Here is a 26,738-nt window from a genome sequence, read left to right as displayed (position 1 = left end):
CCGCCCGCAAGACTGTTCCCCCCATGATCCGCCTGTCCGAACTCAAGCTGCCTCTCGACCATCCCGAGGGCGAACTGGCCCAACTGGCCGCCCGCACCCTGGGGGTGGATGCCGCCGCGCTGGCCCGTGTGCATGTGCACAAGCGCAGCTTCGACGCCCGCAAGGCCGATCTGCTGGTGGTCTACATCGTCGATGTCACGCTGGCCGACGAGGCGCTGGAGCCGGCCTTGCTGGCGCGGCACACCGACCACGCCCATATCCGCGCGACGCCGGACATGGCCTACTACCCGGTGGGCCAGGCCCCCGCTGCGCTGGCGGCTCCCCGGCCCGTGGTGGTGGGCTTCGGGCCCTGCGGCATCTTCGCCGCGCTGCTGCTGGCGCAGATGGGCTTCAAGCCGATCGTGCTCGAGCGCGGCAAGACGGTGCGCCAGCGCACCAAGGACACCTGGGGCCTGTGGCGCAAGAGCGTGCTCAATCCCGAGTCGAACGTGCAGTTCGGCGAAGGCGGCGCAGGCACCTTCTCGGACGGCAAGCTCTACAGCCAGATCAAGGACCCCCGCCACCTCGGCCGCAAGGTGATGGAAGAGTTCGTCAAGGCCGGCGCGCCGCCCGAGATCCTCTACATCGCCCACCCCCATATCGGCACCTTCAAGCTGGTCAAGGTCGTCGAGAACATCCGCGCGCAGATCACGGCCCTGGGCGGCGAGATCCGCTTCGAGCAACGCGTGACCGACGTCCTGCTCGAGCCCGGCGAAGAGGGCCAGCAGCGCCTGCGCGGCCTGCAGGTGCTGGACCTCGCCACCGGCCAGAGCCACGAACTGCGCACCGACCATGCGGTCATGGCGCTGGGCCACAGTTCACGCGACACCTTCCAGATGCTGCATCGGCGCGGCGTCTACATCGAGGCCAAGCCGTTCTCGATCGGCTTCCGGGTCGAGCATCCGCAAGGCGTCATCGACCGCGCGCGCTGGGGCCGCCACGCAGGCCACCCGCTGCTGGGCGCGGCCGATTACAAGCTGGTCCACCACGCCAGCAACGGCCGGGCCGTCTACAGCTTCTGCATGTGCCCGGGCGGCACGGTGGTGGCGGCGACCTCGGAACCGGGCCGCGTGGTGACCAACGGCATGAGCCAGTACTCGCGCAACGAACGCAATGCCAATGCGGGCATCGTCGTCGGCATCGAGCCGTCGGACTACCCGCTCGATTACGGCCTGCTCGAGGATGTGCCGCCCGAAGCGCATGGACGGCCCCACGTGCTCGCCGGACTCGAGATGCAGCGCCGCCTCGAGACCCGGGCCTTCGAACTGGGCGGCAGCGACTACCGTGCGCCAGGCCAACTGGTCGGCGACTTCGTGGCGGGGGTGCCCTCGCGCGAGTTCGGCGGCGTGCAGCCTTCGTACAAGCCCGGCGTGAACCTGGGCGACCTGCATGCGGCCCTGCCCGACTACGCCATCGCCGCCATGCGCGAAGCCTTCCCGGCCTTCGGCAAGAAGATCAAGGGCTTCGACATGCCCGATGCCATTCTCACCGGTGTGGAAACCCGCACGTCCTCGCCCATCCGCATCACCCGCGGCGAGGACTTGCAGAGCCTCAATGTGCGTGGCCTGTTTCCGGCCGGCGAGGGTGCAGGTTATGCGGGCGGCATTCTGTCGGCCGGCGTGGACGGCATCAAGATCGCCGAAGGCGTGGCGCGCAGCCTGCTGGGCTGAACCCGAGGCGGCGCGTGCATCCATGCAGAACGGCGCGCCTGCCGTTAGCATGGGGGTCGAGTTTCCCCGACCGACCCGACCATGACCGACGCCAGCATCCATTTCTACGAACCCGCCCAGGGCCACGGCCTGCCGCACGATCCGTTCAACGCCATCGTGGGGCCGCGCCCCATCGGCTGGATCTCGTCACGCAGTTCCGACGGCTCGCTCAACCTCGCCCCCTACAGCTTCTTCAACGGCTTCAACTACACGCCGCCCATCGTGGGTTTTGCCAGCGTGGGCTGGAAAGACAGCGTCGAAAACATCCAGGCCACGGGCGAGTTCGTCTGGAACCTGGCCACGCGGCCGCTGGCCGAAGCCATGAACGCGAGTTCGGCAGCCGTCGGCCCCGAGGTCGATGAGTTTGCACTGGCCGGCCTGACGCCCGCCGCCTCGCGCCTGGTGGCCGCCCCGCGCGTGGCCGAAAGCCCGGTGTCCTTCGAGTGCAAGCTCACCCAGTTGATCCAGCTTCAGAGCGCCGCAGGGCAACCGGTCGAAACCTGGCTGGTTCTGGGCGAAGTGGTGGGTGTCCACATCGCCCTGGCCGCGCTCGACCAGGGCATCTACGACCCGGCCGCCACCCACACCATTCTGCGGGCCGGCGGGCCGGCGGACTACTTCGAAATCATTCCCGAAACACGCTTCAAAATGAGGCGGCCCCGCACCGGGGACTGAATCTCCACGGCCAGTCGATGCCCTATGATTGCGCTGAACGATCAGGGGGCATGAGCAGGATTGCAACTTCAATCGCTGCTCGCAGAACAATGGCAATGCCAAGGCGTGTTCTTGAGGAGAGTTCGATTTGAATATCAGCCATCTGCTGGCTCATACGCGAGATGCGGTCCAAGGCTTATCCGTGACCGACAGCGGGTCATGCGTCTTGTTTTTCTCAGTCAGCGATTCCATGTCGCGGGCCCAGACGCTGAGCGTACGTGCCAAGACCTTCGATCAGGCTTGGCTGGATGGTGCCCAAAAGCTACACCGGCTCGTGACACAGGCCAAACTCAAAGCCGCCTGGCTGCGCATCGATCGGGTCGACGAGTTGAAGATGCTCGACTGGCAAGCGCTCAAGGCCATGCTGGGCCAGAGCAAACGCAACTACTTCCCCCATGGCATCGCTTTTGACGCAGCTTGCCAGACGGCCATGCTGGAGTACGAACTGGGCGCGAATGCCCTGCTCTACGACATCCGCGAAGACAACTGTTCGCCGAACGCAGCCAACCTCAAGGCCTACGGTCGGCAACGCTACAACCGCGAGCTGGCCTGGCCAGCCATGGACGACACACCGGTTTGGATCTTCAGCACGCGCGCGGTGTTTTCGGATGGTCAGTCGTGTGTCGAACTCGAAAGCGAGGGCCCCTTCCGCGGCTACCGCAAGTTGCCGCAGTGGGGCGAGGAACAAGTCATTGAGCGGGTGAAGTCGGCCACGCAGTACCTGGCGGACCAAATCCAGCCCTCAGGCCGTTACCACTACGGCTGGTTTCCCTGTTTTGACAAACCCATCCCGACCTACAACACCCTGCGCCACGCCAGTTCGACCTACGCGCTGCTCGAAGGGTGGGAACTCACGGGCGAAACAAGCCAGCGCAAAGCCATCGAAAGAGCACTGGACGATCTGGACCGACGGCTGATTCATCGCACCACGCTGCCCGATGGAACACAAGCAGCATTTCTGGTCGACACCGGCAACGAAATCAAACTCGGTGGTAACGCCGTGTGCATCCTGGCCTTCGTCAAATACACCGAGCTCACCGACGATCGGCGCTATCTGCCCCTGCTGGAGCAACTGGCGCTCGGCGTGCTGCACCTGCAACAGCAGGACGGCAGCTTTGTGCACGTCCTCAACCATCCCGACCTCAGCGTCAAGGAACGCCAGCGCATCATCTACTACGACGGTGAAGCTGCCTTTGGCCTGATGCGACTGTACGGTCTGACGCAAGACGGCCGCTGGCTGGCCTGTGTGGAACGCGCCTTCGAACATTTCATCGCGGCCAAGCACTGGAAAGCCCACGACCATTGGCTGAGCTACTGCGTCAACGAACTCACGTTGTATCGACCCGACGAACGCTACTACCGATTCGGCCTCGACAACGTCCGTGACCATCTGGACTTCGTGCTGCAGCGCATCACCACCTACCCGACCCTGCTCGAGCTGATGATGGCCGCACGGCAGATGATCGAACGCATGCAGTCCGACCCGCAGCGTGCCGCTTTGCTCAGGGGATTCGATTTGGACAAATTCCACCGCGCCCTTGAATTCCGGGCACGGTACCTGCTCAACGGGCATTTTTGGCCCGAGTTGGCCTTGTTCTTCAAGAATCCAGCCCGTATCGTCGGCAGCTTTTTCATTCGCCACCACAGCTTCAGAGTCCGCATCGACGACGTGGAACACTATCTCTCGGGATATGTTGCGTATTGGAAGTACCTGCGGCAGACGAAAACCCGCCCCGCACACCCGGAGCCCGCCAAGGACGTCGAGTCCAACCCAGCAAAAAACCGACCCCGCGTCGGCGAAACGGCCAGCAGCGTGCGGCCAGAGCCTGCGCCTTCATGCGATCCGAAGTCGGATGGCGAAGCCGCCCGGGTCTTGTTCCTGCAGGAGAACCTGCGTGCGGTGGGCAATGGCATCGAGGTTTCCGGGGTTGGCCGCGCTCGCCTGTTCCATCGCGACCTCGGCATACCGGCGGACATTCTCACCAGCAATTTCAACCCCGGCCTGCAAGCCCATGTCGAAAACCTCAAGCGAAGTGAAAAACTGCCGGCAGCCTGTACCGTCTTCAATGTCTACGAATGGCTGACGCGCATGCACGCGAGCGGTCTGGTCGGGCCATTGCCTGCCCATCCGACCGATGCGCCGGAGGACTTCATCAGTGAATCGGCTCCCATGTCCACGCCCCATGGCGCATTGACACGACGCAGCTACCGCCAGTCACGCACCGGACCCCTGCTGGTGGAGGACTTCGTCATCGACGGTCAACACGTCGTGCTGCGCAAGACGTATGCATCCAAGCCTGGCCATCCGGCCCGGTTGGCTACCGTCCGCCTGCATGCCATCGACGACCAGCCTGTGGATTATCCGAGTGAGGGCGACTTCGTCTGCGCCATGATGGCCGTCAATCTCGACCGCAGAAACGCTTGGCACTTCATCGTCGACAAAAACAAGATGTATCGGCGCCTGCGTCACAGCGCCGTCAACCGACACATCCACCACACGCTGACGGCCGTGCTCCACAACACCCATGTGCTCGAGGATGGCCGCTACAAGGGCAGCTACCGCCATCTGATTCAGGAGCCGAGCTGCAGCGACCGCATCGTGTCCCTCACTGAAGAACAGTTCGGCGACCTGACAACCGAGGGCGTTCCCGCCGCCAAACTGCTGCACATCCCCCACCCCATCGCCGCTCAGCAAACCGAGGCGTTGGACTTGCTCGATCCGCAGGGCCTGCGTGTCATCTACCTGGCACGCTATGCCAGCGAAAAAAGGCATCACTTGCTGCTCGACGCCTTCGAAGAGGTCGTCAAGCAACTCCCGCATGCCGAGCTGCACACCTATGGCGTGGGTGCACTTCAAGACGAGCTGGCCCAGCGCGTACACGCTACGCCAGCGCTGGCTGGACAGGTCCACATCCATGGTTACGCAGAAGACGTGTCCAGTGTCTATCGACAAGCCAGTCTGGCCGTGATGAGCTCCAAGGAAGAAGGTTTCCCGCTGTTCGGCCTGGAATGCCAGGCCCACGGTTGCCCGCTGGTCGCCTTTGCAGTGAAGTACGGGCCACGCGACTTGCTCGAGGGCCGCAACGCCGGCCTGCTGATCACGCCAGGTGACACGAAGGCCCTCGCACGGGCTGTCGTCGAGCTGTTGCGCGATCCTGCACGGCGCCAATCGATGCGCGCCGCTGCACTGGAATCCGTTCGCCGCTTTTCGCACGACCGTGTGGCGGACAAGTGGCGGGACTGGCATGCCGACATGACACGGCTGCTCGCCGAGCGCAAGTCCTCTTCACTCGCCCCCAACGCTGCCCTGCAACCCACAGCCGCTGCCATGGTGGAAGGCCCATGAGCGCCACACGCCAGCCCCTCTGCGGACAATCCAAGGCAACACCGGTCTGCCTGACACTGTTGCTGGCAGGTTGGATCTCTGTGTTGCAGCCCGCGCAGGCCGTGCCACCCCTCGATACGAAACCCGGGCGATGCCGCTCGCTCACCTTCGACGCCCTGGACAGCCTGGTGCACACCCGGGTACACGGGAACATCCACATTCGCTATGCCACCCAGGGCCCGCATGCCATCGGATCGAAGGACGACCGCGATGGCAACGGCATACCCGACCGCATCGACGACCTCATCCTCCAACTGGCCACCGCACAGCAGGTCTACGACGACGTACTGGGCCTGACCCCCCCTTTGCGCCAGCCGCGCTACCAACTGGCCAGCCGGATCAATGTATTTGTCGTCAAGCTCGATAGCGGAAATGGACGAGCCTTCGACGAAGTGGTCAACGAAAAAAGCAGCCGCACGGACCCCGGTCTGCCTTGTGGCATCAAGATCTTCATCGACAGCCAGGTTGAGCCCAGCAGCAACATCACCCCCGCTCACGAACTCTTCCATCTTTACCAGTACGGCTACACGATGTTCAAGTCTCGCGGTTATCTCGAAGGCATGGCACGCTGGAGCGAGACGTTTTTCATCGATGACACAAAGATCGACAGAGACCAGCAACGCCATGGCGACGCACAGTGCGGACAAGCAATGACGCAAAGCTACGGGGCATCGGCCTTCTGGCGCCGCCAGGGCAAGCTCTCGGGCGAAGCCCCCCTTGTTTTGCCGACCACGATGCGCGCCTTGCGCTACAGCGACGATCGGCCCGTCATCACATCCAGAGGGATGCAGGGCGCACGCTATCTGCGTACGACGCTCGAATCCCTGGCCGTGGCCAGCCGCGAGCAAGCCATCGAACGCCGACTTCCGCTCTATAACTGGCCAGAAGAGCTTCAGCGCTCGGACACATTCGATGCCGACATCTGCCGAGCAGCCGGTGCATCCGGGAGCAAATAATGGGGACTTCCGCCATCGGCCTGCGCTGCGCATCTATCGGCCCACGCGAACTTGCGCTCGCACACCAGCTCTGCCCCTGCTTCGACGAAGTCGTCTTCCTGCTCGACCCTCAGGCCCGTCCTGCCGCACAGGCCCTTGAAGATGCACAACGCCTGGGAACGGTCGCGACAATCCAGCCGGACTGTCTGATCCCCTCGATCGGGCTGCCTGGGGACTGGGCATGGCGCTGCGGCGACTTGGCGCTGCTGGCGCTACAGGCCCACCTTCGCAACCGTGGACAATCGGCGACACATTATTGGCTGATCGAATCGGATGTCGGCCTTCACCTCGATGCCGAGGCGTTTTTTGACGCCTGCCGGGTGCGCCCTGAAGACCTGCTGGCCAAACACATCCGCCCGGCCAGCGCGCACTGGCGCTGGCATGAAACGGTGGCGCCGTTCTGCGCCACACCCTGGCGCTGCGATTTTCCACTGCTGCGAATCTCGGATCGTGCGCTAGACGCCTGCAGAACACTGCGCATGACCATCCATGAACAGCTGCAGAGCCTCGATCGTCTCGCCCCCAACGACGAGAGTTTGGTGGCATCGTGTGTGATCGCCCAGGGATACAGCTTCGAGTCGCTCGAACACCTTTTTCCCGAAGTCTTTCATTACTATTCGACCGTACGCGCTTTTCCCGATACCCCCCACTGCCGTCAACAGACGGATGGCTCCATCGTTCACAGCCTGCTGCCCATGAACGACTTCATTCGAAAAAACTTCGTCGCCAAGCTCAAACATGTGCAGCCCCCAGACCATGCAGCCTTTCTGCGCCACCGGATCGAGGCCCTCGGCCCCTTGCTGAACCCCGAAGAGACCGAACACATCGTGTCGGCACTCATCCTCGGAGGCCACCTCTGAGAAGCCAGTCCCAAAAAGCGGTTACGGCTCACCCGTAGCGGTCTGGGCACCACCCTCTAACGGCCTCGGTATCGCCCTCGGCCGCCCCTTGTCGTCGATCGCCACATAGGTCAGGCGCGCTTCGGTCACCTTGATCACGCGTCCCTGGTCGTGCATGCGTTCGGCATAGACCTCGATCTTGACCGTGATCGAGGTGCGGCCGATGCGCTCGATGTCGCCGAAGAAAGACAGCAGGTCGCCCACCCGCACAGGCTGCTTGAAGATGAACTCGTTGACCGCCACGGTGGCATAACGCCCGCCGGTATAGCGTGCGGGGATGACCGAGCCGGCCAGATCGACCTGGGCCATCACCCAGCCGCCGAAGATGTCGCCATTGGCATTGCAATCGCCCGGCATGGGGATCACCTTGAGCACCAGTTCCTTGTCGGTCGGCAGTTGGGTCAGCATATCGTTGGTATAGACCATGGGAGCACGCAATCTGAAATGAAGCCGTGCGGGCGGAAAAAACCAGGCGCCGGATCGGCACACCGGCCCTTCGCGGCCGCCCGCGAAAAAACGCAGATTGTCCACTCCACACTTCCGGTCTTGTTATGAGGGGGGGTCGGAAGTCCCGCGCACCGGCTTGGCCCAGGGCCAGCCAGCACGGCGGGGCCCCAGTATAAAACCGCGCGCCGGGCGCCGCAGAACTCGGCTCCCCCAGACAAACCGCCATGGCGATCCGAGGGCGCGGCCGCTACGATGGCGGCAGACATCCCTTTGGCCCATCCGGTCCGTCCTCCGGGGCAGACCTTCGAAAGCTCTTCTGCCATGCCTGATCTCCAGACCGAGTTCGAATCTGCCGTCGCCGACTCCAAGCTGCTTGCGCAGCGCCCCGACAACCCGACCCTGCTCAAGATCTACGGCCTCTACAAACAGGCCACCGAAGGCGACAACACCGCCAAGAAACCCAGCTTCAGCGACGTCGTCGGCCGTGCCAAATGGGAGGCCTGGACGGCTCGCAAGGGTCTGTCGGGCGACCAGGCCCGCCAGGCCTATATCGAGTTGATCGAGTCGCTCAAGTAACGGCGGCCGGCTCGGTCGCGCGCCCCTGCGGGCTGTCGGCCTCGACCTGCACCAGGCAGTCGTAGAAAACCGGCGCCCGCCCCATGTCGGTCAGGCGCTGGCTGGTGAGTTCGTTGACATTGCGGCCGTCCAGTCCCAGCTTGCGCCACCAGATGCCCAGGCCGTTGACCACGCCCGGACGGGCACGGGTCGATACCTCGGCCTTGCAGCGGTAGCTGCCGCGGTCGTTGAAGATCCGCACCACGGTGCCGTCGGCAATGCCGCGTTCGGCTGCATCTTCGGGGTGGATCTCGACCAGGGGTTCGCCTTCGATGCGCCGCAGGCTCTGCACGTTGACGAAGGTCGAATTCAGGAAGTTGCGCGCCGGCGGCGAGATCATGGCCAGCGGGTACTGCGCCGAGGTCCCGGCCAGTTCGTAGTTGGGCAGATGGTCGGGCAATCCGTCCTGGCCCTGCGCCGCCAGCCTGGCGCTGTAGAACTCGCAGCGGCCGGACGGCGTGGCAAAACCGCCCTGCGCAAACGGTGCGTCCGGCACGTCGAGCGCCACGTAGCCGTCGGCCAGCAGGGCCTCGAAATCCACGGCATCGCCCAGCGCCTGACGGCACAGCGCGAGGTCGTCGTCGGCAAAACACGCCTCGTCGAACCCCATGCGGGACGCCAGGCCGCGGAACACGTCCGTATTGGGGCGGGCCTGCCCCACCGGCGCGATCGCCGGACGATTGAGCAGCACATGGGTATGGCCATAGCTGTTGTGCATGTCCCAGTGCTCGAGCTGCGTGGTCGCCGGCAGCACATAGTCGGCGTAATCGGTGGTGTCGGTGCGAAACTGCTCCAGCACCACGGTGAACAGGTCGTCGCGCCCGAAACCGCGCACCACTTCGGCGGACTGCGGCGCCACGGCCACCGGGTTGCTGTTGTAGACCACCACCGCCTCGACACGCGGGCCGGATGCGGGCCCCGCCTCCTGCAGCAGATGCCGGCCGATGGTCGACATGTTGAGCGTGCGCGGCCGGCGCGCGCCCAGCAGGTCGGGGCGCTGCAAGGCCGCGCGCTGCACGGGAGCGGTGCCGGAAGCCGACAGCAGCAGCCCACCGGCCGGATCGCGCCATGCGCCCACCAGGGCGGGCAGGCAGGCCACGGCACGCACCGCATTGCCACCGCCTCGCACCCGCTGCATGCCGTAGTTCAGGCGGATGGCCGCAGGCCGCGTGTGCGCGTAGTCATGGGCCAGGCGGCGGATCTGTTCGACGGGTATGCCGCAGACTTCGGCTGCGCGCTCGGGCGGCCATTCGAGGGCCCGCGCACGCAGCGCCTCCCAGCCCAGGGTATGGCGCGCCAGATAGTCGTGATCGAGGCCGGCATCGGGCTGCAGGCTCTTCCAGCCGGCATCGTGGACGACGAGCTCATGCATCAGGGCCAGAGCCAGCGCCGCGTCGGTGCCCGGCCGCAGGGCGATGTGCTCGTGGCATTTGTCGGCGGTTTCGCTGCGCCGCGGATCGATGCACACCAGCCGGGCACCGGCACGCTTGGCCTGCTGCACATAACGCCAGAAATGCAGGTTGCTGCCGATGGAGTTGCTGCCCCAGATCAGGATGAGGCGGGACCGGGCAAAAAACTCGACCTTCATGCCCACCTTGGCCCCGTACGTCTGCATCAGCGCCTCGGCCCCGGCGGATGCGCAGATGGTGCGGTCGAGCAACGAGGCACCCAGCCGGTGAAAGAACCGCGCCGCCATGGACTCGCCCTGCACCAGCCCCATCGTGCCGGCATAGCTGTAGGGCAGGATGGCCTGCGGGTCGCGCTGCGCGATTTCACCCAGGCGGGCGGCGATCGCGTCCAGCGCCTCGTCCCAGCCCACGGGCTCGAACTGCCCGCTGCCCTTGGGCCCTGTCCGGCGCAGCGGCGTGAGCACCCGCTCGGGGTGATAGGTGCGCTCGGTGTAACGCGAGACCTTGGCGCACAGCACGCCATCGGTGTGCACGTGCGCAGGGTTGCCCGCCACGCGCAGCGCCACGCCGTCCTGGACCGTCGTCACCAGCGAGCAGGTGTCGGGACAGTCGTGCGGGCAGGCGCCCAGAACGTGCTGGATCGGGGCCGGCGAAGGCAGGCCAGGGGTCGGGTCGGAAAGAGTTGCGGTCATGGGTCTCGGGTCGTCACGGTCGGACGCTCGCATCGGGGTATGCCATTCTGGCGCAGTCGCGGGGTGGCCGCTTGCGGTAGCGGCTGTCGCGCGACAGGACTAAACTGGCACGAATGCCCATCCGCAGGGAACAGGCGCGATCCTTGCTCGCTCCGGCTGCAAGCCATCCCCGCGCACCGGCGCCCGCTACCTTCCTACCCGAAGACCATGAACCTCATCGACAACATCGTGGCCCAGGCCGCCGCCATGACCGCCATCCGGCGCGACATCCACGCCCACCCCGAAACCTGCTTCGAGGAACACCGCACGTCCGAACTGGTCGCGAAACTGCTGACCGAATGGGGCATCGAAGTCCATCGCGGCCTGGGCAAGACCGGCGTGGTCGGCCTGATCCGGGGACGCGACGGCGGCCAGAGCGGCCGCAGCCTGGGCCTGCGCGCGGACATGGACGCCCTGCCCATGCAGGAACTCAATTCCTTTGCCCACGCCAGCAAGACCCCCGGCAAGATGCACGCCTGCGGCCACGACGGGCACACCACCATGCTGCTGGCAGCCGCTCAGCATCTGGCCAGGCAGCGCGACTTCGACGGCACCGTGGTGCTGATCTTCCAGCCTGCCGAAGAACTCGGCGGCGGTGCCCACGCCATGATCGAGGACGGCCTGTTCGAGCGATTCCCCGTCGACGCCGTCTTCGGAACCCACAACTGGCCGGGCATGGCCGTCGGCGACATCGCGCTGTCCTCGGGCCCCGTCATGGCCTCGACCAACGAATTCAAGATCGTCATCCAGGGCCGCGGCTGCCACGGCGCCATGCCGCACATGGGCATCGATCCGGTTCCCGTGGCCTGCCAGGTCGTCCAGGGTTTCCAGACCATCATCAGCCGCAACAAGAAGCCCATCGATTCGGCCGTGCTGTCGGTCACCATGATCCATGCCGGCGAAGCCACCAACGTGGTGCCCGACCACTGCGAGATCCAGGGCACCGTGCGCACCTTCCGCACCGAGGTGCTCGACCTGATCGAATCCCGCATGCGCGAAGTCGCCGAACACATCTGCGCGGCGCACCAGGCCAGCTGCGAGTTCGGTTTTGCGCGCAACTACCCGGCCACCGTCAACGACGTCGAGGCCACCGCGTTCGCACGCGCCGCGCTGGCCGAGGTGGTGGGCGCCGACCATGTGATCGACCAGGAACCCACCATGGGAGCCGAGGATTTTTCCTACATGCTCCAGGCCAAGCCCGGCGCCTACTTCTTCCTGGGCAACGGCGACGGTGCCCACCGCACCGGCGGCCACGGTGCCGGCCCCTGCGTGCTGCACAACCCGTCCTACGATTTCAACGACGACCTGCTGCCCCTGGGCGCCAGCGCCTTTGTGCATCTGGTGCACCGCTGGTTCGCGCGTCCGGCCTGAAAACCGCACCGTCGCCGCCACAAACCCCTTGTGCACGCCGGTTCTCCAGTGGCGCGGGCGGTAAAGAACGGTATGCTTGCCGATCTCCTTTCGCCCGACACGACTCATGGAAACCAAGTGGCTTGAAGACTTCGTCAGCCTCGCCGAAACCCATAGTTTTTCGCGTTCGGCGCAATTGCGCCACGTGACCCAACCGGCTTTCTCGCGCCGCATCCAGTCGCTCGAAGCCTGGGCCGGGACCGATCTGGTGGATCGGTCCTCGTACCCCACCCGGCTCACCCCGGCGGGCCAGACGCTGTACAACCAGGCGCTGGAATTGCTGCACGACCTGCAGGCCACGCGTTCCATGCTGCGGGCGCACCGGCAGGCGGCCGACGATGTGATCACCTTCGCCATGCCACACTCGTTGACCTTCGCCTTCTTCCCGGCGTGGGCCTCGGTGCTGCGCGATCAGTTCAAGCCGATCAAATCGCGCCTCATCGCGCTCAACGTGCTCGATGCCGTCACCCAGCTGGCCGAGGGCGGATGCGACATTCTGGTGGCTTTCCACCACCCTTCGCGCCCGCTGCAGCTCGATCCGCTGCGCTACGAGATGATCCAGCTCGGCATCGAACCGCTGTCGGCCTATTCGCTGGCCGACAGCCAGCTCCAGCCCGTCCACCGGCTGCACATCGCCGGCTCGCGCACACCCGTTCCCTACCTGGGCTACGGACCGGGGGCCTACCTGAGCCACATGTCCGAGCTCATCATCCAGCAGTCGCCCGAGCCGCTGCTGCTCGACCGCGTCTACGAGACCGACATGGCCGAAAGCGTCAAGGCCATGGTGCTGGCCGGCCACGGCGTGGCCTTCCTGCCGCGCAGCCTGGTGAAAAAGGAGCTGCGCAGCCACAAGCTGGTGCCGGCGTCCGACGATCCGCGCCACACCGTGACCATGGACATCCTGGCCTACCGCGAACGCCCCACCGCGCGCCACACCCCCAAGGGCGTGGCCGCCGAACTCTGGGACTACCTGCTCAGCCCCGCCGCGCACAAGGCCAAGCTGGCGCAGGCCGAACCCCGTTCCGTGTCTCCGGCGCAACCGGCTCAGGCCTGAATCCATATCCATGAATTCCATGCATAACCTCCCAGATTAACGGCATTGGATTTTGTAGGTCGAAGTCCTTACAGTGAGGCCGTCGTCACTCAGAAGGCACGCCATGCTGTCGATCGCCACGCGCCAGGAGCATGATTTCCTGGGCATCCGGGACATTCCGCAAATCGTCTATTGGGGCGTGCACACCGCCCGAGCCCTGGAGAACTTTCCCATTTCCGGGACACCGATCTCGGCCATGCCCGAGCTCGTCCGCGCACTGGCCCACATCAAGAAGGCAGCGGCCGCCACCAACGCCGAACTGGGCGTTCTGGCGCCGGCCACGGCCCAGGCCATCGTTGCGGCCTGCAACGACCTGCTCGACGGACAGCACCACGATCAATTCGTGGTCGATGTCATCCAGGGCGGCGCCGGCACCTCGACCAACATGAACGCCAACGAGGTCATCGCCAACCTCGCGCTGGAACACCTCGGACACGACAAGGGCGACTATGCCGTCGTCCACCCCAACGACCACGTCAACGCATCGCAGAGCACCAACGATGTCTACCCATCCGCGCTGCGTCTGGCGCTGTGGGAAAAATCGGGCCAGCTGCAGCCGCAACTCACCGCGCTGCGCCAGAGCCTCGAAGCCAAGGCCGAACAGTTCGCCGGCGTCCTGAAGATCGGCCGCACGCAGTTGCAAGACGCCGTCCCCATGACGTTGGGTCAAGAGTTCGCCGCCTTTGCCAGCATGCTGGCAGCCGACGAGCGGCGTCTGGCGCAGGCACGCGAAGAACTCACCGAAGTCAACCTCGGCGGAACCGCCATCGGCACCGGCATCAATGCCCCGGCCGGTTATGCCGAACAGGTCTGCCGGCGCCTGGCCGAAGACAGCCTCGTCCCCGTGCGTCCGGCCACCGACCTCATCGCCGCCAGTCAGGACACCGGCGCATTCGTCCAGCTTTCGGGCGTCCTCAAGCTGATCGCGATCCGCCTTTCCAAGATCTGCAACGACCTGCGTCTGCTCTCCAGCGGCCCGCAAGCCGGCTACGGCGACATCCGCCTGCCGCCGCGGCAAGCCGGTTCGTCCATCATGCCCGGCAAGGTCAACCCGGTGATTCCAGAGGCCGTCAACCAGGTGGCGTTCGAAATCATCGGCAACGATGCCGCCATCACACTGGCAGCCGAAGCCGGCCAACTGCAGCTCAATGCCTTCGAGCCCCTCATCGGCTGGAGTCTCTACAAAAACCTGGATCACCTGGATGGTGCATTGCGCACACTCAAGGTGCACTGCGTGGACGGCATCGAGCCTCGCCAGGACGTGCTGGCCCGCCAGGTCCGCGAATCGGTCACGCTGGCCACGGCACTCAACCCGCTGATCGGCTACGAAAAAGCCGCAGCCATCGTGAAGCGGGCCATGGCGACCGGACAACCTCTCGACCGTACCGCTCAGGAACTCGGCATCTTGAGTGCCGAAGAGATGGACGCCCTGCTGGTGCCCGAAAAGCTCACACGTCCGTACAGCGTGACCCGCACAACCCTCACGGCTGCCGTCCGATGACTCGGGAAAACCCTGTTTCGCGAACCAGACACCGGGTGCAGAGCCTTGTGTCGACCGCGTTTTCCACTACCGGGCACGAACCATGCTGTACATTGCGGACCCCATTCGGCCTCTTCGCCCAGGGTTACCCATATGGACGGTTCGCGTCAGAAAAACACCATTCTGGTGCTTTTCCGGAAGGGAACATGTCTACTTTTGGTCATACTCTCAGGGGGGCGGCTAAAGCAGGCGCTCCGCAGCCTCGCTCCAGCCGACTGGAGAACAGTTTTTTTAGGAGATTACTGATGAAGAAACACGTATTGGCACTGGCAGCTGTCGTGCTCGCGACCGGCGTGGCTCACGCGCAAAGCAGCGACACGCTGGCCAAGATCAAGTCTTCGGGCAGCATCACGCAAGGCGTGCGCGAGTCTTCGGGCGCGCTGGCCTACACGCTGGGCAACGGCGTGTACACCGGCTTCCACTACGATGTCTGCACCAACGTCATCCGCGACGTGCAGAAGAAGCTGGGCCTGTCGCAGCTCGAGACCAAGTACCAGCCCGTGACCTCGGGCAACCGCATTCCGCTGGTCAAGAACGGCACGGTCGACATCGAGTGCGGCTCGACCACCAACGACGAGAACCGCCAGAAGGAAGTGGCTTTCGCCACCACGCTGTACGTCGAGGAAGTGCGCATCGCCGTCAAGGCCGACTCGCCGATCAAGTCGGTGGCCGACCTCAACGACAAGACCGTCGTGACCACCACCGGCACCACCTCCGTGCAACTGCTGCGTCAGAACAAGCGCGCCCAGAACATCAACTTCCGTGAAGTCAGCGGCAAGGACCACTCCGACAGCTTCCTGCTGCTGGAATCGGGCCGTGCCGATGCGTTCGTGATGGACGGCCAGATCCTGGCCGGCAACATCGCCAAGGCCAAGTCGCCCAAGGACTTCAAGATCGTGGGCGAGCCCCTGTCGGTCGAACCCATCGCCATCATGATCCGCAAGGACGATGCCGAGTTCAAGAAGGCCGTCGACGACAGCATCGCCCGCCAGATCAAGGACGGCACGGTCGCCAAGCTGTACGACAAGTGGTTCGTGCAGCCCATCCCCCCGACCAACACGGCTCTGAACATGCCCGCCTCGGCTGCCACCAAGGCCGCCTGGGCCAACCCCAACGACAAGCCCAAGGAAGCCTACAAGGTCGACTAAAACCGACTGAAGTGCCACGATGAGCGAGCGTGCCGGACACCTGTTGACCCGGCCGCTCAGGCGCCCGCCCCGCGGGCGTTTTTTGTGAGTTTTCGAGACGTGAGCCCATCGGCTTTCAGCCAGCGTCGCGCTCGATCGAGGAGTTTTCCATGGGAACAGATTGGGACTGGCAGGTATTCCTGCAGGATCCAGGCAACTACCCGACCTACTGGCAATGGCTGATGTCGGCCTGGGGCTGGACCGTATCCGTTGCGGTGCTGGCATTGATCGTCGCACTGGTGCTGGGGTCCATCATCGGCATCCTGCGCACGCTCCCCAACAGCCCCTGGCTGTCGGGCTTCGGCACATGTTGGGTCGAGTTGTTTCGCAACGTCCCGTTGCTGGTTCAGATTTTCCTGTGGTATCACGTCATTCCGGCGCTGATACCCGCCATGAAGAGCTTCGACAGCTTCACCCTGGTGGTGATTGCGCTGGGGCTGTTCACTTCGGTCCGGATCGCCGAGCAACTGCGCTCGGGCATCCAGTCGCTGCCGCGCGGCCAGCGGTATGCGGGCATGGCCATGGGCTTCACCACGGCGCAGTACTACCGCTACGTGCTGCTGCCGATGGCGTATCGCATCATCATTCCGCCGCTGACCAGCGAAACCATGAACGTGTTCAAGAACTCGTCCGTGGCCTTTGCCGTGTCGGTGACCGAACTGACCTGGTACGCCATGCAGGTCGGTGAGGAAACCTCGCGTCCCATCGAGATCTATGCCGCAGTGACCGCGCTCTACGTGATCTCGGCTCTTGCCATCAACCGCATCATGGCTTTCATCGAAAAGCGTTCGCGTGTCCCCGGCTTCATCGCCTCCGCCAGCGGGGGAGGTCACTGATCATGACGCTTGATTTTTCCTTCTACAACTGGGACGTCATCAGCAACTACATCCTCAAGGGGTTGTATTTCAGCTTGATCCTGACGCTGGTGGCCACCGTCGGCGGCGTGATCTTCGGCACCGTGCTCGCACTGATGCGCCTGTCCGGCGTGAAGATCCTGATGATCCCGGCGACCATCTACGTCAACGGCATGCGCAGCATTCCGCTGCCCATGGTGCTGCTGTGGTTCTTCCTGCTGGTGCCCTTCCTGATCGGCCGCCCCATCGGTGCCGAAATGGCAGCGGTGATCACCTTCATTGCATTCGAGGCGGCCTACTTCAGCGAGATCATGCGCGCCGGCATCCAGTCGATTCCGCGCGGCCAGGTCTTTGCCGGTCAGGCCGTGGGCATGACCTACGGCCAGAACATGCGCCTGGTCATCCTGCCGCAAGCCTTCCGCAACATGCTGCCCGTGCTGCTCACGCAGACCATCGTGCTGTTCCAGGACACCTCGCTGGTCTATACCATCGGCGCCAACGACCTGCTCAAGGGTTTTGTGGTGGCCGGCACCAACCTCGGACGCCCCATCGAAAGTTACCTGCTGGCGGCCGTGGTTTACTTTGTCATCTGCTTTGCGCTGTCCTACATGGTCAAGCGCCTGCACAAAAAGATCGCCATCATCCGCTGATCGGCCTAGGAGAAAGATAGATGTCTGAAACCATGATTGAACTCAAAAACGTCTCCAAGTGGTACGGCCCCGTGCAGGTGCTCAACAACTGCTCGGTCAGCGTGAACAAAGGCGATGTGGTGGTGGTCTGCGGCCCGTCGGGCTCGGGCAAGTCCACGCTCATCAAGACCGTCAACGCGCTCGAGCCCTTCCAGAAGGGCGAGATCACCGTCAACGGCGTGAAGCTGCACGACCCCAAGACCAACCTGCCCAAGCTGCGCAGCAAGGTCGGCATGGTGTTCCAGCATTTCGAGCTGTTCCCCCACCTCTCGGTGACCGAGAACCTGACCATCGCCCAGATCAAGGTGCTGGGACGCAGCGCCGACGAAGCCAAGAAGCGCGGCCTCAAGATGCTCGACCGCGTGGGCCTGTCGGCGCACAAGGACAAGTTCCCCGGCCAGCTCTCGGGCGGTCAGCAGCAGCGTGTGGCGATCGCCCGCGCCCTGTCGATGGACCCGGTGGTGATGCTGTTCGACGAACCCACTTCGGCACTCGACCCTGAAATGGTGGGCGAGGTGCTCGACGTGATGGTGGGCCTGGCCAACGAAGGCATGACCATGATGGTCGTGACCCACGAAATGGGCTTTGCCCGCAAGGTCAGCAACCGGGTGATCTTCATCGACGTCGGCGGCAACATTCTCGAAGACTGCGGCAAGGACGAGTTCTTCGGCAACCCCGAAGCCCGCCAGCCCCGCACCAAGGATTTCCTCAACAAGATCCTGCAGCACTGATCGGTGCCCCCGCCGGGAGACCGGCCGGGCCGGCTCCCTGCGGGCTCGGTCCGTGCCGTATCTTGCGGTGCCGATCGATCGGCCCACGCCCTCCGTCCGGAGGGCTTTTTTTTGTCTTTTTCGTTTTCTTATATCCAGAAAAAATCTGTTAATGAGCAACCGATAGAACGAAAAACACATAAAGAACTGGATAATACCGAGCTCGATCTCATAACAAAGACCTGCTGTGCTTTCAGCCGGCCCTCTATCCATCCAGGAGTTTTCAGTTCATGACCCCACGTTTCAAGTCCCTGTTTCTCCGTGCCGTCCTGGCCACCGGTGCCGCAGCCACCTTGTCGTTTGCCACCACGAGTGCTTCGGCACAAGACAAAATTGTCGTCGGCGCCTCGCCCGTGCCGCACGCCGAGATCCTGAACTTCGTCAAGCCCGCGCTCAAGGCGCAGGGTGTGGACCTGGAGGTGAAGATATTCACCGACTACGTGCAGCCCAACCTGGCGGTGGAAGACAAGCAGCTGGACGCCAACTACTTCCAGCACAAGCCCTACCTCGACACCTTCAACAAGGAGCGTGGCACCCATGTGGTGATCGCCCCGTCGGGCCTGGTGCATGTCGAACCCTTCGGTGCCTATTCCAAGCGCATTTCATCGATCAAGGAACTGCGTGAAGGCGCGACCGTCGCCCTGCCGAACGATCCGTCCAACGGCGGACGTGCGCTGCTGCTGCTGCAGCAAGGCGGCCTGATCAAGCTCAAGGACCCGGCCAACCTGCTGTCCACGCCGCGCGACATCGCCGACAACCCGAAGAAACTGAAGTTCACCGTGGTCGAGGCCGCACAGCTCCCGCGTGTGCTGCCCGATGTGGATCTGGCGCTGATCAACACCAACTATGCGCTCGAAGCCAAGCTGGTGCCCACCCGCGATGCACTGCTCATCGAAGGCGCCGATTCGCCTTACGCCAACTTCATCGCCGTGCGCCCCGACAACGCCCAGTCGGCTGCCGTGCGCAAGCTGATCGCGGCTCTGCATGCACCTGAAACCCGCAAGTTCATCGCCGACAAGTACAAGGGCGCGATCGTGCCCGCGTTCTGATTGCTGGGTAACGGCTCGATCTCCGCAGCCGGAGATGCGAGCCCTTCAGCTCGAACGTCGCCGGCTTATTTCTGCGAGTCGGCGACGGACTTCTCGGCCTGGCTCACGAGCTCGGCGCCGACCTGCGTTTTCCATTTGTCGTAGACCGGCCGGGTCGCATCCACAAAGGCCTTGCGCTGCGCGGGGGTGAGTTCGGTCACCGTCACGCCCAGACCGGCGAGCTGCTTGACCAGGGGCTTGTCGGCCTCGACCAGGCCCTTGCGTGCGAGCGCCTTGCCCTGCTGGCCGGCATCGACCGCAGCCTGCTTGACGATGGCCCGATCGGCCTCGCTCCAGCCGGCCCAGATCTCCTTGTTGACGACAAAGATCAGCGGATCGGCCACGTAGCCCCACAGCGTGATGTGTTTCTGCTCGACGGTGTTGAGTTTGGCGGCCATGTAGACGGCGAGCGGGTTTTCCTGCCCGTCGACCGCTCCGCTGGCCATGGCGGGCTGGGCATCGGCCCAGCTCATCTGCGTCGGATTGGCGCCCAGCGCGGTGAAGGTATCGAGGAACAGGGGCGAACCGACGACCCGGATCTTCAGGCCCTTGAGGTCGGCAGGCGTCCGGATGGCATGCTTGGAATTGCTGATCTCGCGGTAGCCGTTCTCGCCCCAGGCCAGCGGCAGCACACCGGCCTTGTCCACGGCCTTGAAGATCTCGGCACCGGCAGGCCCCTGCGTCACCGCGTCGATGGCGGCGAAGTTCGGCATCAGGAAGGGCATGGAAAACAGGTTGAGCGACTTGACCTGCGGCGACCAGTTGATGGTCGAACCGACGGCCAGATCGATCACGCCCTGACGCAGCGCCGTGAACTCGCGGGTCTGGTCGCCCTGGACCAGCGAGGTCCCGGGATAGAGCTTGATGTTGATGCGGCCCTGGGTACGCTCGCGCACCAGGTCGGCCCAGATCTCGCCGCTCTTGCCCCACGGAAAAGCGGGGCCGAGCACCAGCGACATCTTGTATTCGGACTTGTAGGTCTGTGCCCAGGCCCCTCCGCCCGTGCCCAATGCGGCGGCGGCCAGAGTCAAGGCCAGCAGGGAACGCAATTTCATGATGTCTCCTTGTGTGTCGTTGTCGAACTGAAAACTCTTGGTACTCAATACCCCAGGTAGGCCGGCAACCACAGCGCCAGTTGGGGCATGAGCACCACCAGCAGCGTCACGAACAGCACCGCCACCAGCAGCCAGCCCACCCAACGCACCGTGTGCTCGATGGGCACATTGGCGATGCGGCACGAAACCATCAGGTTGACCGCCAGCGGCGGCGTGAACTGCCCCAGTGCCACCATCAAGGTGAGGATGACGCCGAACCAGACCACATCCCACTGGAAATGCTGGACGATGGGCAGCAGCAGCGGTACAAAAATCAGGAAGATCGAGATGCCGTCGAGAAACATGCCGGCGACGATGAGCAGCAGCACGATCAGCGCCATCACGCCGCCCTCGCCCAGCCCCGAGTGGACGATGGCGCGGGTCAGCGGATCGATGACGCCCAGCGTGGACAGCGAGTACGCGAAGATGCCGGCCAGCGCGACCACCAGCAGAATGACGGCCGAGGTTTCGCCGGCCTCTCGCAGGATCACGTAGAGGTCGCGCACGCGGATGGTGCGGTGCACCACCATGCCGATGAACAGGCCGTAGAAAACGGCCACCACGGCGGCCTCGGTCGGGGTGAACCAGCCGAGCCGCATGCCGCCCAGGATCAGCACCGGCGCGGCCAGCCCCCACACCGATTCGCGCAGGCTGGCCCACAGCGGAGGGCGCGGCAGCGTGCTTTCGGCCTGCCCCATGCGATGGCGGCGAGCCAGCCAGACGGCGGGCACGATCAGCGCGAGGCCCACCAGAATGCCGGGCACCATGCCGGCTGCGAACAGGGCCGGCACGGAGGCCCCAGGCACCAGCACCGAATAGACGATGAAGGCCACCGAGGGAGGAATCAGGATGTCGGTCGCGGCGGCGGCCCCTACCACGCTGGCCGAGTAGGCACGGGGATAACCAGCGCGTGTCATGGCCGCGATCATCACGGCGCCCACCGCGGCGGCCGTCGCCGGACCCGAGCCCGAAATACCGCCCAGGAACATGGCCACCGAGATCGCCACCAGGGGGAGCATGCCCGGGCCGCGCCCGACCACCGCCACGGCCAGATTGACCAGGCGCGAGGCCACGCCCGAGCGGTCGAAGATCGACCCGACCAGGACAAACATCGGTATGGCCAGCAGCGGGTACTTGCCCAGTCCCGCATAGAAATTCTGCGGCACGGCCATCAGGCCCAGCCACTGCGCATCGGCATTGGCGAGAGCAATCGCCGCCATGCCGGCGAGGCCGATGGCCGCGGCAATCGGCACGCCGGCAGCCATGGCGGCGATGAACAGGGTGAACAGCAGCGTGGCGATCACAGGGGCGCCCCCCGGTCCACCCCATGGACGAGCGGATCGACCTCGGGCGGCGGCTGCCGCCAGCGCCGCACCGCCAAGCCCAGCGCCCGCGAGGCGATGGCTGCCGACAGCAAGGGCAGCCACATCGAATACCACCACTGGGGCAATCCCAGCGCGGGCGAGGTCTCTTCGTAACGGTAGTCGTCCCAGACCATGCGCGCGCTGAGCACGGCCAGCACGGCAAAGGCCAGGGACGTCAGCCCGGCGGCCAGCACGGCCAGTGCCCGGCGGCGGCCCGCCGAGCCGCGGGCGGCGAGATACTCGATGCGGATATGACGGTCGCGTGCCACCGCGGCGGAGCCGGCCACCATGGCCAAGACGATCATCAGGAAAATCGAGAACTCTTCCGTCCAGGCAAACGACTGGCTGGTGAAGTAACGCGCAACGACGTTGCCGAAGGTGATCAGGGCCAGGAGCCCCATGACCGCCACGGTCAGCACATCCTCGATCCTGAGCGGCACGGCAGTCGGTTCGTCCGCTTCGGCGGCATCGCCGTCGTCCGGGCGCGACGGTTGCACAAGGCCCGATGCCGCGTGAACATCGGTGGCGTCGTCGGCGACGGGAATGGAAGTCGGCAGAACACCGGCAGGCACGGCGGAAGGACGCGAGGGGGGTGGATCCGGGATCTGAGACATGGCTGACGAAAAAAACGCACGCGGCCCCGCTGGGAAGGCAAGCGCGGCAACGCAGGAATGGAGCACGGCCGGGTCGGCCGCAGCAGGCGCGGGCGATGTGGGGCCACGCAGGCTCCCGGAAACGGCTCCGGCATCGTCCGGCCCTCGTGAGGCGCGCGATCTGGCCCCGGGCGATGATACGAAGGTCGCCCTGGACTGTGCAGGGGGTTAACCCCGGGCAGTGGCGATGCGACAATGCGGACCCATGACGACCGCCCCTCAAGACTCTTCCACGCCTGCGGCAGCGCAGGGCCCCGACAGCATCACTCTGGCTCGCCCCGACGACTGGCACCTGCACGTGCGCGACGGCGACGTGCTGGCCGACGTGGTACCGGCCTCGGCCCGGCAGTTCGGCCGCGCGCTGATCATGCCCAACCTGCGCCCGCCGGTCACGACGGCCGCACTGGCCGTGGCCTACCGGGAACGCATCCAGGCGGCGATCCCGCCCGGCTCGGCTTTCGAGCCCTTGATGTCGCTGTATCTCACCGACAACACCACCCCCGAGGACATCGCCCAGGCCAAGGCTGCCGGCGTGGTGGCGCTGAAGCTCTATCCGGCCGGCGCGACCACCAACAGCGACCACGGCGTGAGCGACATCCGCAAGACCTACGCCACGCTGGAGGCCATGCAGAAACACGGCCTGCTGCTGCTGATCCACGGCGAAGTGACCGATCCCACCGTCGATGTCTTCGACCGCGAGGCGCTGTTCGTCGAACGCATCATGATCCCGCTGCGCCGCGACTTTCCCGAGCTGAAGGTGGTGTTCGAACACATCACCACCGAGGAAGGCGCCCACTATGTGCGGGATGCCTGCAGCTACACCGCCGCGACCATCACGCCGCAGCATCTGCTCTACAACCGCAATGCGCTGTTCCAGGGCGGGCTGCGGCCGCACTTCTATTGCCTGCCGGTCCTCAAGCGCGAGAAGCACCGCCTGGCCTTGGTCGAGGCGGCCACCAGCGGCAGCCCCCGGTTTTTCCTGGGCACCGACAGTGCGCCCCACGCGGCGCGGCTCAAGGAGCACGCCAGCGGTTGCGCGGGCTGCTACTCCGCCTACTCGGCCATCGAACTGTATGCCGAGGCCTTCGACCGCGCCGGCAGGCTCGAGCAGCTCGAGGCGTTTGCCAGCCTCAACGGCCCGGCCTTCTACGGCCTGCCCGTCCATACGGACACGGTGACGCTCAGGCGCGAAACCTGGACCGTGCCGGAAGAGCTGCCTTTCGGCAACACCACCATCAAGCCGCTGCGCGGCGGCGAAACGCTGAGCTGGCGTCTGGTGGACTGACACCGCCCGGCGCTTCCGCCATGCCCGGCCGGCCCGGGCGTGGCGGTGCTGCGTCGATGCAGGCGAGCGGCCGATCAGCGGACCAGGCGCACCTCGTCGACATCGACTTCGGCCGAGCGAAAATCCTTGTCGTATTCGCCCACCAGTTCGACCGGCGTCTGCTCGTTGAACGCCTGGCCCTGCGGCAAGCGGCGCTTGGAAATGTCCACGCGCATCTGGCCGCTGTCGTCGGCAAAGGTGTAGCGGTCGCCGCCGTCGTGCGACACGATGCGTCCGCGCAGGATGACCTTCTGATCGTCCTTGCCCGTCTCTTGAAGCTGCTGCACGGTCATCACGGGCACGCTGCTGGGACCGGTGTACTGGGCCAGCGCATGGCCGGAAAAACCGCCGACGGCGATGACGAATGCGGTGAGGCCGGCGGCGGCGGTCGGGGTGTATTTCATGATGGAACTCCTGAATCTTGCTTGCATGGCGAACAGGCCATGAGAGGTATTGGAGCGCTTCAACATGAAGACGGCCTGATGCATAAACCGCTTGATTTCAGGTGTTTTCGCACGGCCACTCGATCGTCACGGACAAGCCCCTGCCTTCGAGGCCCGTGGCCAGGCGCACCTCGCCGCCATGCAGAGCGGCGATGCGCTCGACGATGGAAAGGCCCAGCCCGCTGCCCGTTTCGTTGGTGCCCAGGGCACGGAAGAAGCGCTGGGTCAGCCGGGCCCGGTCCTGCTCGGAGACACCCGGCCCGTCGTCGAGCACCACCACCCACGCGCGGCGTTGCGCAGCGGGCCGCAGGCCTGGCAGATGCCGCCGTTCCGTGCGTGCGGCGAGGCCGACCTCGACCCTCACCTGCCCCCCGGCGTGCCCATAACGCACGGCATTGTCGATGAGGTTGCGCAAGGCGCTGCGCATCAGCTCCTGGTGCATGGGCAGCGTCTCGACCTGCACGTCGACCGTCAGGGACACGGCCTTGGCCTGTGCAGCCGGAGTGCAGTCGGCCACGGCGGCGTTCACCCAGGCGTGCACGTCGGTGGGCTTCAACGGCAGGCTGCCGGGCTGCTGCGGATCGAGGCGCGCCAGGGCCAGCAGGTTCTCGACCAGTGCCGTGCAGCGGTCCACATCGTCGCGCAGTGCCTTCAGCGGGGCACCCGTGTCCACTCCGCCGGCCTGTGCGGTCTGCGTCCGCTGCATCAGCTGGATCTTCATGCGCAGGGCGGCCAGGGGGGTGCGCAGTTCATGCGCCGCATCGGCCGTGAACCGGCGCTCGGTGCTCAGGGCTTCCGACAGTCGCTGCAGCACGCCATTGAGCGCATCCACCATGGGCCTGAGCTCGTCGGCCTGCCCGCGGTGCGAAACGGGCGACAGGTCGCCCGGCGACTTGCGGCCGATATCCCCGGCCATGCGTTCGAGCGGGCGGAGAAGCTGGCGGATGGCCAGCCAGTTCAGCAGTCCGAGCAACGCCAGCAAGCCCAGAGCGGGCCAGACCAGGCGTTCGCCCATTTCCTCGAGCAGTTCGGTGCGTGTGTCCCAGGGTTGCGCGATCTGCACATAAAAACCCGCGTCGGGCACATGCAGCACATGGACGCGCCAGGTGCGGCCGTCCGACCAGACGTTGTAGAAATCCCGGTCTTCGTCGATCCGCTCCACATAAGGACGCCGGGGGGCCTGGGACGAGCGACGCAGCACCTCGCCCCGCTCGCCGACCACCTGGTAGTACAGGCGCACCCGCTGGCGCCCCGCGCGGCCGACCAGATCGCCGTCGCCGGTCAGTTCGCCGCGCTGCTGCATGCTGGCACTGAGCACGGCCACCAGGCGCGCGGCCTCTTCGAGCGTGTCGTCGAACACATCGCTGGTCTCCTGCCAGGCCGTGCCGACGATGATGGCCAGGCTCACCAGCCAGCAGACCACGCTGCTGCCCACGGTGGTGACGATGAGGCGGCGGCGCAGCGAATAGGGACGGTCCGCAATCTTGGCAGCGGTTGGCGCAGGACCGGATGCGGGCGCGGTGCGCGGCCTGCGCCCACGCCGCAGGGGCCAGCGCGCCAGCAGGGAACGCAGCATCAGGCCCCCAGCCGGTAGCCCTGGCGGCGCAGGGTGGTGATGAGTTCGGCGCCCAGTTTCTTGCGCAGGTGGTAGACATGCACCTCGATCGCGTTGCTCTCGACTTCCTCGCCCCAGCCGTAGAGCGCATCCTCGAGTTGCTCACGGGCCACGATCTGCCCCTTGCGCTGCATGAGGGTGTGCAGCACCGCGTACTCGCGTGCCGTCAAGGCCACCGCGACACCCGCTTTCGACACGCGTTTGGCGGCCGGATCGAGCTCGACATCGCCGTAGCCGAGCGATACGGAAGGCTGGCCGCTGCTGCGGCGCACGGCGGCACGGATGCGGGCCGACAGCTCCTCCAGATCGAACGGCTTGACCAGGTAGTCGTCGGCCCCCATGTCCAGGCCCTGGACGCGGTCCTCGAGTGCATCGCGCGCAGTGATCATCAGCACCGGCACGGTGCTGCGGGCCTGCCGGAGCTCGCGCAGCAGCGCGTCGCCCTCGAGGCCCGGCAGGCCGCGGTCGAGCAGGATGCATTGGTAGTCCTGGGTGCGCAGCGCCACCTGCGCCAGGTCGCCGCGCTGCACCCAGTCGACGGCATGGCCGTCGAGCTGCAGCCACTCGCGCAGTGTCGAACCCAGGGAAAAATCGTCTTCGGCGAGCAGGATACGCATGCCGCTAGCGTATCAGCCCGGGATGAAGACGGGCTGAAGCCCCTGCCCTGCCCG

23 protein-coding genes are annotated in these 26,738 nt (G+C 65.2%); 15 read left to right on the top strand and 8 right to left on the bottom strand.

The window, feature by feature from the left end:
- Positions 1–23: 23 nt before the first annotated feature.
- From EC845_RS07330 to EC845_RS07310, 5 genes are all read left to right on the top strand, one after another.
- The gene (locus EC845_RS07330) at positions 24–1,709 is read left to right on the top strand and encodes an NAD(P)/FAD-dependent oxidoreductase (RefSeq protein ID WP_123296715.1); all 1,686 of its coding nucleotides are present in this window, start codon (positions 24–26) and stop codon (positions 1,707–1,709) included.
- A gap of 81 nt (positions 1,710–1,790) precedes the next feature.
- Positions 1,791–2,423, top strand: a complete 633-nt coding sequence (locus EC845_RS07325) for a flavin reductase family protein (RefSeq protein WP_123296713.1) — start codon at positions 1,791–1,793, stop codon at positions 2,421–2,423.
- A 229-nt stretch (positions 2,424–2,652) separates the two neighbouring features.
- Positions 2,653–5,808, top strand: coding sequence for a glycosyltransferase (locus EC845_RS07320; RefSeq protein WP_199739750.1), 3,156 nt, complete (start codon positions 2,653–2,655; stop codon positions 5,806–5,808).
- On the top strand, positions 5,805–6,803 hold the full coding sequence (locus tag EC845_RS07315; RefSeq protein ID WP_123296709.1) for a peptidase: 999 nt from the start codon (positions 5,805–5,807) through the stop codon (positions 6,801–6,803). Before EC845_RS07320 ends, EC845_RS07315 begins: the two co-directional genes overlap by 4 nt.
- A gap of 236 nt (positions 6,804–7,039) precedes the next feature.
- A complete protein-coding gene (locus EC845_RS07310) occupies positions 7,040–7,702 on the top strand; it encodes a hypothetical protein (RefSeq protein WP_148077268.1) in 663 nt (220 codons plus the stop codon).
- 21 nt (positions 7,703–7,723) lie between these two features.
- Here EC845_RS07310 and EC845_RS07305 read toward each other — a convergent pair whose 3' ends face one another.
- Positions 7,724–8,167, bottom strand: a complete 444-nt coding sequence (locus EC845_RS07305; RefSeq protein WP_123297948.1) for an acyl-CoA thioesterase — start codon at positions 8,165–8,167, stop codon at positions 7,724–7,726.
- A gap of 342 nt (positions 8,168–8,509) precedes the next feature.
- On the opposite strand from EC845_RS07305, the gene EC845_RS07300 reads away from it, so the two are divergent.
- Positions 8,510–8,764, top strand: a complete 255-nt coding sequence (locus EC845_RS07300) for an acyl-CoA-binding protein (protein WP_123297946.1) — start codon at positions 8,510–8,512, stop codon at positions 8,762–8,764.
- Here the strand turns inward: EC845_RS07300 and EC845_RS07295 are convergent.
- Complete coding sequence (locus EC845_RS07295) at positions 8,757–10,904, bottom strand: molybdopterin-dependent oxidoreductase (protein WP_123296706.1); 2,148 nt, start codon at positions 10,902–10,904, stop codon at positions 8,757–8,759. The two genes, EC845_RS07300 and EC845_RS07295, sit on opposite strands and share 8 nt — an antisense overlap.
- Positions 10,905–11,111: 207 nt before the next feature.
- Between EC845_RS07295 and EC845_RS07290 the strand changes: the two genes are divergently transcribed.
- The 8 genes from EC845_RS07290 to EC845_RS07255 all read left to right on the top strand — a co-directional run bounded on the left by EC845_RS07290 (position 11,112) and on the right by EC845_RS07255 (position 19,535).
- Entirely contained in the window at positions 11,112–12,314 is a 1,203-nt protein-coding gene (locus tag EC845_RS07290) for a M20 aminoacylase family protein (protein ID WP_123296705.1), read from the top strand.
- Positions 12,315–12,420: 106 nt separating this feature from the next.
- Complete coding sequence (locus tag EC845_RS07285) at positions 12,421–13,407, top strand: LysR family transcriptional regulator (RefSeq protein WP_123296703.1); 987 nt, start codon at positions 12,421–12,423, stop codon at positions 13,405–13,407.
- 103 nt (positions 13,408–13,510) lie between these two features.
- Positions 13,511–14,947: an aspartate ammonia-lyase gene (locus tag EC845_RS07280; protein WP_123296701.1), complete on the top strand. Its 1,437-nt coding sequence runs from the start codon at positions 13,511–13,513 to the stop codon at positions 14,945–14,947.
- 284 nt (positions 14,948–15,231) lie between these two features.
- Positions 15,232–16,134, top strand: coding sequence for a transporter substrate-binding domain-containing protein (locus tag EC845_RS07275; protein WP_123296699.1), 903 nt, complete (start codon positions 15,232–15,234; stop codon positions 16,132–16,134).
- Positions 16,135–16,283: 149 nt separating this feature from the next.
- Positions 16,284–17,009 (top strand): amino acid ABC transporter permease, encoded by a 726-nt coding sequence (locus EC845_RS07270; RefSeq protein WP_123296696.1) that lies wholly within the window; start codon positions 16,284–16,286, stop codon positions 17,007–17,009.
- A gap of 2 nt (positions 17,010–17,011) precedes the next feature.
- Entirely contained in the window at positions 17,012–17,677 is a 666-nt protein-coding gene (locus tag EC845_RS07265; protein WP_123296694.1) for an amino acid ABC transporter permease, read from the top strand.
- A gap of 32 nt (positions 17,678–17,709) precedes the next feature.
- Positions 17,710–18,447, top strand: a complete 738-nt coding sequence (locus EC845_RS07260; protein ID WP_123297944.1) for an amino acid ABC transporter ATP-binding protein — start codon at positions 17,710–17,712, stop codon at positions 18,445–18,447.
- Between the two features lie 269 nt (positions 18,448–18,716).
- Positions 18,717–19,535, top strand: coding sequence for a MetQ/NlpA family ABC transporter substrate-binding protein (locus EC845_RS07255; protein ID WP_123296692.1), 819 nt, complete (start codon positions 18,717–18,719; stop codon positions 19,533–19,535).
- A 65-nt stretch (positions 19,536–19,600) separates the two neighbouring features.
- On the opposite strand, the gene EC845_RS07250 is transcribed toward EC845_RS07255, so the two are convergent.
- From EC845_RS07250 to EC845_RS07240, 3 genes are read right to left on the bottom strand one after another with little or no spacing between them, the layout of a single operon-like run.
- Complete coding sequence (locus EC845_RS07250; protein ID WP_123296690.1) at positions 19,601–20,629, bottom strand: DctP family TRAP transporter solute-binding subunit; 1,029 nt, start codon at positions 20,627–20,629, stop codon at positions 19,601–19,603.
- Positions 20,630–20,673: 44 nt separating this feature from the next.
- The gene (locus EC845_RS07245) at positions 20,674–21,972 is read right to left on the bottom strand and encodes a TRAP transporter large permease (RefSeq protein ID WP_123296688.1); all 1,299 of its coding nucleotides are present in this window, start codon (positions 21,970–21,972) and stop codon (positions 20,674–20,676) included.
- Entirely contained in the window at positions 21,969–22,646 is a 678-nt protein-coding gene (locus EC845_RS07240) for a TRAP transporter small permease (protein ID WP_123296686.1), read from the bottom strand. The genes EC845_RS07245 and EC845_RS07240 overlap by 4 nt, the downstream gene beginning before the upstream one ends.
- Before the next feature lie 244 nt (positions 22,647–22,890).
- Between EC845_RS07240 and pyrC the strand changes: the two genes are divergently transcribed.
- Positions 22,891–23,970, top strand: a complete 1,080-nt coding sequence (gene pyrC, locus EC845_RS07235; RefSeq protein WP_123296684.1) for a dihydroorotase — start codon at positions 22,891–22,893, stop codon at positions 23,968–23,970.
- Positions 23,971–24,044: 74 nt separating this feature from the next.
- On the opposite strand, the gene EC845_RS07230 is transcribed toward pyrC, so the two are convergent.
- The 3 genes from EC845_RS07230 to EC845_RS07220 all read right to left on the bottom strand — a co-directional run bounded on the left by EC845_RS07230 (position 24,045) and on the right by EC845_RS07220 (position 26,684).
- Positions 24,045–24,413 carry a YgiW/YdeI family stress tolerance OB fold protein gene (locus EC845_RS07230; RefSeq protein WP_123297942.1) on the bottom strand — a complete coding sequence of 123 codons (369 nt, stop codon included), beginning with the start codon at positions 24,411–24,413 and terminating at the stop codon, positions 24,045–24,047.
- Positions 24,414–24,510: 97 nt separating this feature from the next.
- A complete protein-coding gene (locus EC845_RS07225; RefSeq protein ID WP_123296681.1) occupies positions 24,511–26,028 on the bottom strand; it encodes an ATP-binding protein in 1,518 nt (505 codons plus the stop codon).
- Complete coding sequence (locus tag EC845_RS07220) at positions 26,028–26,684, bottom strand: response regulator transcription factor (protein ID WP_123296679.1); 657 nt, start codon at positions 26,682–26,684, stop codon at positions 26,028–26,030. The genes EC845_RS07225 and EC845_RS07220 overlap by 1 nt, the downstream gene beginning before the upstream one ends.
- Positions 26,685–26,738: the final 54 nt, after the last annotated feature.

The organism is Comamonas sp. BIGb0124 (assembly GCF_003752175.1).
Classification (GTDB): domain Bacteria; phylum Pseudomonadota; class Gammaproteobacteria; order Burkholderiales; family Burkholderiaceae_C; genus Comamonas_F.
Note: the sequence above shows the minus strand (reverse complement) of the source record. Positions and strands in the feature narration are given on the sequence as shown.